The sequence below is a fragment of the Holdemanella sp. genome, from assembly GCF_056804935.1.
The window spans coordinates 1-6,507 of sequence record NZ_DBMEXE010000080.1; the positions used below are offsets into that span (position 1 = coordinate 1).

Annotated in this window: 7 protein-coding genes; 6 read left to right on the forward strand and 1 reads right to left on the reverse strand. The window is 36.3% G+C overall.

What is annotated here, in order from left to right; genetic code table 11:
• The 6 genes from ACZQCL_RS05055 to gnpA all read left to right on the forward strand — a co-directional run.
• A partial coding sequence (locus ACZQCL_RS05055; protein WP_482482029.1) for an extracellular solute-binding protein occupies positions 1-769 on the forward strand: 769 nt, incomplete at its 5' end.
• A gap of 61 nt (positions 770-830) precedes the next feature.
• Positions 831-1,712, forward strand: coding sequence for a carbohydrate ABC transporter permease (locus ACZQCL_RS05060; RefSeq protein ID WP_118115301.1), 882 nt, complete (start codon positions 831-833; stop codon positions 1,710-1,712).
• 11 nt (positions 1,713-1,723) lie between these two features.
• Entirely contained in the window at positions 1,724-2,584 is an 861-nt protein-coding gene (locus tag ACZQCL_RS05065; protein ID WP_329994549.1) for a carbohydrate ABC transporter permease, read from the forward strand.
• 10 nt (positions 2,585-2,594) lie between these two features.
• Positions 2,595-2,768 carry a DUF6903 family protein gene (locus tag ACZQCL_RS05070; protein ID WP_199519828.1) on the forward strand — a complete coding sequence of 58 codons (174 nt, stop codon included), beginning with the start codon at positions 2,595-2,597 and terminating at the stop codon, positions 2,766-2,768.
• Between the two features lie 11 nt (positions 2,769-2,779).
• Positions 2,780-3,871: an ABC transporter ATP-binding protein gene (locus tag ACZQCL_RS05075; RefSeq protein WP_333671868.1), complete on the forward strand. Its 1,092-nt coding sequence runs from the start codon at positions 2,780-2,782 to the stop codon at positions 3,869-3,871.
• Positions 3,872-3,887: 16 nt separating this feature from the next.
• The gene (gene gnpA / locus ACZQCL_RS05080) at positions 3,888-6,032 is read left to right on the forward strand and encodes a 1,3-beta-galactosyl-N-acetylhexosamine phosphorylase (protein WP_256268555.1); all 2,145 of its coding nucleotides are present in this window, start codon (positions 3,888-3,890) and stop codon (positions 6,030-6,032) included.
• Positions 6,033-6,108: 76 nt separating this feature from the next.
• Here gnpA and ACZQCL_RS05085 read toward each other — a convergent pair.
• On the reverse strand, positions 6,109-6,507 hold a 399-nt coding region (locus ACZQCL_RS05085; protein WP_482482033.1), incomplete at its 5' end, for a MerR family transcriptional regulator.

A 6,507-nucleotide genomic window follows, 5' to 3' on the forward strand; every position in this document is an offset into this window, starting at 1 on the left:
TATCGCATTATTTACTTATCCAACAAATGGTTATTTTGACAACACATTAAATGCATTGTTGAAAGAAACTGGTGGAGAAGAATTATTAACGAATGTATTAAATTATGACAAGGATGCTTGGAATACAGATGGTGCTAAACAAACTATCGATATTTTATCTAAATTAGTAAGTCCTGATTATTTATATTCTGATACAGTCTCAAATGCGAATGCGAAAGATGGTTTCACAATGAACCAACAGGCTGTCATTGATGGAAAAGCATTATTCATGCCTAATGGTGACTGGGTAGTGAATGAAATGGCAGATACAACTCCTGAAGATTATCACTGGGGATTACTTCCATTGCCTGCATTAGAAAAAGATGGTGAACGTTTCGTTGGTTCTATGACTGAACAAGTATGGATTCCTGCTCAAGCTAAAAACGTAGATGATGCGAAAGCATTCTTGAAGTTTATCTATTCTGATGAAGGTGTTAAGATCATGGCTGAAGGTGGAAACATTGTTCCAACTACACATATGTCAGACACTATTGCGGCTATGGAAGATGGATATACAAAAGAATTCTTCTCTGTATATGACACTGCTTCTGCTGCATTAGGTGCATTTGCTCCTTACAACACAGATAACTTACCAGACTTTGACCGTGCTGCAACAGTATTTGGTTCAATTGATTCTTTAGCTACTGGTGAATTAACTGCAAAAGATTACCAAAGCAAATTAGCAGATGCTTGGGTTAAATTATCTAAAAACAAAGCTGTAACTGAATAATTAAACTTAAAGCGATGAGCAAATTGTTGCTCGTCGCTTTTTAAGAGATGGGAGGTAACTCATGAATAAAAAGAAAGCACAAAATCGTTTCGTATTTGCGTGTCTTGCACCAGCCGTTATTCTAGTCTTCATTTTTATGGTGATTCCAACGATTGATGTATTTAAGACAGCATTCTTTAAAAAGAGCAATTTCGTAAGTGACGCCACTTTTGCCGGGTTCTTCAACTTTAAGGTTCTTTTTAACGACATGCGTTTTATTGAGGCTATGCAAAATACAATCTTGTATGTTGTATTGATCACGATCATCACTTTGGTGTTGGCCGTATTGTTTGCGACATTATTAACTCGTGAAGAGTTTGTTGGAAAAAACTTCTTCCGTGTTATTTTCTACATTCCAAATATTTTGAGTATTGTTGTTATTGCGGGTATTTTCTCAGCTATTTATCAACCTACGAATGGTATTTTAAATACATTCTTCGGTATGATTGGACTTTCGTCTTTACAACAACAATGGATGGGAAATCCGGCTGTTATTAACTATTCTATTATTGGTGCCCTTGTATGGCAGGCCATTGGTTATTATATGGTTATGTATATGTCGAGTATGTCGAGTATTCCAGAAAACCTATATGAGGCTGCAAGTCTTGAGGGGGCTAGTAAAGTCAGACAGTTCTTTATGATTACTTTACCTTTGATTTGGGATAACATACGTACAACTTTAACTTTCTTCGTAATTTCTACAATCAACTTATCATTTATGTTCGTTCAATTGACAAGTGAGGGAAATCTAGGAAGTGAAGTGGCATTGAACTATATGTACAACAATGCGTTCGCTGGTAAATACGGATTTGGTATGGCCGTTGGAGTATGTATCTTCGTATTCTCATTTGCCTTATCCGCCATCATAAATAAGGTCACTGAACGTGATATATTACAGTATTAGGAGGATGAGATATGAAGAAACGTAATTTTCCTTTATACAAGATCTTTGTTTATGTGGCACTGATCACATTAGCTATTTCGATTATTGTACCCATCGTTTGGGTATTCCTTGCATCTTTAAAATCGCAATTGGAATTGGTGAGTGGAAATCCATTTGATCTTCCAAAACAAATATTGTGGTCAAACTTTGCGGATGCCTTTGTGAAGGCAAGAATGGGTGATTATTTATTAAATACAATCATTGTAACAGCACTATCATTAGTCATTTTATTGGTGGTGGCTCTTCCTGCATCGTATGTTTTAGCACGATTTGATTTTGTGGGAAAGAAATTCTTTAATGGACTTTTCATGGCTGGACTTTTCGTAAATGTGAACTATATTGTTTTGCCGATTTTCTTAATGTTATTTAATGCGGATATTAAGCTTGGATTTGACTTTTTCTTAAATAGTAAGTTCTGGCTTTCTGTCGTGTATGCGGCAACGGCCTTACCTTTCACAATCTATTTGTTGACGGGTTATTTCAAAACGTTGCCTAAGGCATATGAAGAGGCGGCTCGCATTGATGGTTGTGGCTACTTTAAGACTATGACAAAGATTATGATTCCCATGGCAAGACCAAGTATTATTACGGTTATCCTATTTCAATTCTTGGCTTTCTGGAATGAATATATTATCGCATTTACTTTTATGGATAAAGAAAATGCGACGTTGGCCGTTGGTGTTAAATACTTAATGGCCGATGCGAAGTCACAGGCAAACTTTGGTGTCATGTATGCTGGGTTGGTAATTGTTATGATTCCAACGTTAGTTCTTTATATTTGTGTTCAAAAGAAGATTACACAGGGCATGAGTATTGGTGGAATGAAAGAGTAAGGTGTCTACTATGAGAGATGAAAATAAAGTAATGAACATAATTATGATCGTATTATTCTTTGTGTTCTTAGGTATGATCATTTGGGCACAGAAGACGGTAAGTGTTCGTAATTTAATGATTGAAATCGTTGGATTGACAGGCTTACTAACATTATTGTTTCTATACAATCGAAAACATAAATAGGAGGAAGAAGTATGGCAGAATTATCATTGCAGCATGTTGATAAAATATATGACAACAATGTTCAGGCTGTATTTGACTTTAATTTAGAAGTTAAAGATAAAGAGTTTATTGTGTTTGTAGGACCAAGTGGATGTGGTAAATCTACAACACTTCGTATGATTGCTGGTTTGGAAGAGATTAGTGCCGGTGATTTCTACATTGATGGAAAAAGAATGAATGATGTGGAACCAAAAGATCGTGATATTGCGATGGTATTCCAGTCTTATGCGTTATACCCTCATATGAGTGTATATGAGAATATGGCATTTGGCTTGAAATTACGTAAGTATAGTAAGGAAGAGATTGATAAGCGTGTGCATGAAGCAGCTCGTATTTTAGAGATTGAGCCTTATTTGGATCGTAAGCCAAAGGCTTTATCAGGTGGTCAAAGACAGCGTGTTGCCTTGGGTCGTGCTATCGTTCGTAATGCGAAGGTATTCTTAATGGATGAGCCACTATCAAACTTGGATGCGAAATTGCGTGTACAAATGCGTTCGGAAATCATTCAACTTCATGAACGTATTGGAGCTACTACCATTTATGTAACGCACGATCAAACGGAAGCCATGACTATGGCTGATCGTATTGTTGTTATGAAGGGTGGATATATCCAGCAGATTGGTACGCCAAAAGAAATTTACAATAATCCGGCAAACTTATTCGTAGCTGGATTCTTGGGTGCTCCTGCAACGAACTTTGTGAAGGGTACGTATACAAATGGTTTCTTCCAAGTGGGAGATATGAAGATTGAAATTCCTTTGATGTATAGAGAAAAACTTTCTAGCTACCAAGGAAAAGAAATTATCATGGGTATTCGTCCAGAAGATTTACATGGTGAGGGAATTGTAGCTGATACATATCCGAGTGCTAACTTTGATTTTGAAATTGAAGTGGCTGAACTATTGGGCCATGAATATATTTTGCATGGTGCTTTAAATGGACAAAAAATGTGTGCCAAAGTAAATTCTCGTTTGGAACCAGAAGCACATTCAACAATTAAATTAACAATGGACTTATCAAAAATACATTTCTTTGATATAGAAACTGAAAATAGAATTGACTAGTTTAGGAGAAAATAAAATGATTGAAACAGGCAGAGTAACTGTACCGACAGATGTTGATGTAATTGATGCAACAATTGAGATTATTAATCGATGGAAAGCCGATGCCATCCGTGACTGTGACGGAACGGATATGCCAGAAGAATTGCGTAAGATGGATATTAAGCAATATGCGACTTACTATACGACAAGAAAAGATAATGCGTGGGCAAAGGCGAATCCAGATGAAATCCAACAGATGTATTTGATGAGTGATTTTGTGACGGCAAAGTCAACCGAGTTAAAGATTCAAATCATGCAGCATTTCTATAAGGATCAATTGAAGCCAAACACAAAAGACAATCACAGATGGTGGGAAGTTATTGATCGTACAACGGATGATGTCATCACAAATTGGGATTATGATGAAGAAACGGGTGAAGTGATTATTCATGATACAATTCCGTATCATGCGTATACCGTAAGCTTCTTGGCATTTGTGATTTGGGATCCTGTGCATATGTATAATGCTCTAACGAATGATTGGAAGGGTGAAGAACATCAAATGACTTTTGATGTTCGACAACCTAAAACACAAAAGTATGTATTGGATAAATTTAGAAAATTCTGTGAAGAAAGAGATGATGTAGACGTTGTTCGTTTTACAACTTTCTTCCACCAATTCACGCTTCAATTTGATGAATTTGCACGTGAAAAATTTGTAGACTGGTTTGGATATAGTGCTTCTGTATCTCCATATATTTTGGAACAGTTTGAAAAAGAAGTGGGCTATCCATTTAGAGCTGAATATATTATCAACAAAGGATTTAATAACTCAACTTTCTGTGTTCCAACTAAGGAATATCGTGATTTCATGGATTTCCAACAGCGTGAAGTAAGTAAATTAGCGAAGAAATTTGTAGATATTTGTCATGAATATGGAAAAGAAGCCATGATGTTTTTAGGGGATCACTGGATTGGTACAGAACCATTTGGAAAATATTTTGAATCCATTGGATTGGATGCGGTTGTAGGATCGGTTGGTTCTGGTACAACACTTCGTTTAATTTCCGATATTAAGGGTGTTAAGTATACAGAAGGAAGATTCTTACCATACTTCTTCCCAGATGTTTTCCATGAAAATGGAGATCCATTAAAAGAAGCTAAGGTTAACTGGGTAACAGCTCGTAGAGCTATTTTACGTAGTCCAGTCGATCGTATTGGTTATGGTGGATATTTAAAATTGGCATTGGATTTCCCTGAATTCATTGATTATATTGAAAAGGTATGTGACGAATTCCGTACGCTATATTCTCATGTGAATCAACAAGTTCCACTAAACTTATTAAAAGTGGGTGTAATTAATAGTTGGGGAGAACTTCGTCGTTGGGGAACACACTTAGTTCACCATGCCATTTGGTACAAACAAATCTATTCATATACAGGTGTAATGGAGGCGTTGAGTGGTTTCCCATTTGATGTTCATTTCATTAGTTTTGATGATATTCGTAAAGATCCAACCATCTTAGATGATATGGACGTTGTGATGAACATTGGTTCTGCATACACAAGCTTTAGTGGTGGAGCCGAATTTGATGAACCAGTGATTACAGCTCTTCGTCGTTATGTAGACCAGGGCGGTGGATTTATCGGTGTTGGTGAGCCAACAGCTATCAACCGCAACGGTAAATTCTTCACTTTATACGATGTATTGGGTGTGGATAAAGAATTAGGTTTCACAATGCATACAGACAAATACAATTGGCAAGTACATCCAAATCACTTTATTACAGAACAATTAGAACATGAAGATTGGGGAGAATGTGTAAATGATGTATATGCTCTTCCTGAAACAGAAATCTTGGCTGAAAAAGATCTACATGTTAATTTAGCTGTAAATGAGTATGGAAAAGGTCGCGGTGTGTACATGAATGGTCTTCCATTTAGTTTTGAGAACGTAAGACTATTGTATCGTGCAATCTTCTTTGCAGCACACAAAGAAGAAGAAATGAAACGCTGGTATTCCGACAACTACAATGTGGATATCAACGTATATCCTTCTACAAACAGTTTCTGTGTTGTCAATAATACATATGAACCACAGACAACTACCGTGTATAAGGGTGATGGAACAAGTTTCGAAGTTGAATTGGATGCTTGTGAAATCAAATGGTTTGAAATTTAAGAATCAGTCAATCAAAATCAGAACGAGCCAGCTGGTTTTGAATAGCTTTGGAGCAGAATATATCTGCTCCATTTTCTTATTTATGACTTGCATCATATAATTTTTGAATGTCACTTGGAAGCTTGTCTGGAAGCATAGCTTGAATGTATTCTTCTGTACCATCCTCCATAGCTTTTGAGTAGTACCAACATTTAAATTCTAATAAAGATAGTGTTTCTTGAAGACTTTTGATTTCAGCTTCTACAGCCTCTTTTCGAGCTTCAAACAACTCTTTTCTCTTTTCAAAACTTGCACTTCCTTCAGAAACCCAACTAAAGAATTGATTGATTTCTTTAATTCCAAGACCAGATTTCTTTAAACACTCAATGAGGTGTAAAGCTTCAATTTCATGATTGCTGAAATAGCGAATATTGCCTTTGCGAACTAAATGAGGGAAAAATCCTTCTTTATCATAATATCGAAGGGTAGAGATGGG

Excerpts from the sequence above, each read along its gene's own strand:
- ACZQCL_RS05065 (WP_329994549.1), top strand. The coding sequence starts at position 1,724 with ATGAAGAAACGTAATTTTCCTTTATACAAGATCTTTGTTTATGTGGCA.
- ACZQCL_RS05075 (WP_333671868.1), top strand. The coding sequence starts at position 2,780 with ATGGCAGAATTATCATTGCAGCATGTTGATAAAATATATGACAACAAT.
- ACZQCL_RS05060 (WP_118115301.1), top strand. The coding sequence starts at position 831 with ATGAATAAAAAGAAAGCACAAAATCGTTTCGTATTTGCGTGTCTTGCA.
- gnpA (WP_256268555.1), top strand. The coding sequence starts at position 3,888 with ATGATTGAAACAGGCAGAGTAACTGTACCGACAGATGTTGATGTAATT.
- ACZQCL_RS05070 (WP_199519828.1), top strand. The coding sequence starts at position 2,595 with ATGAGAGATGAAAATAAAGTAATGAACATAATTATGATCGTATTATTC.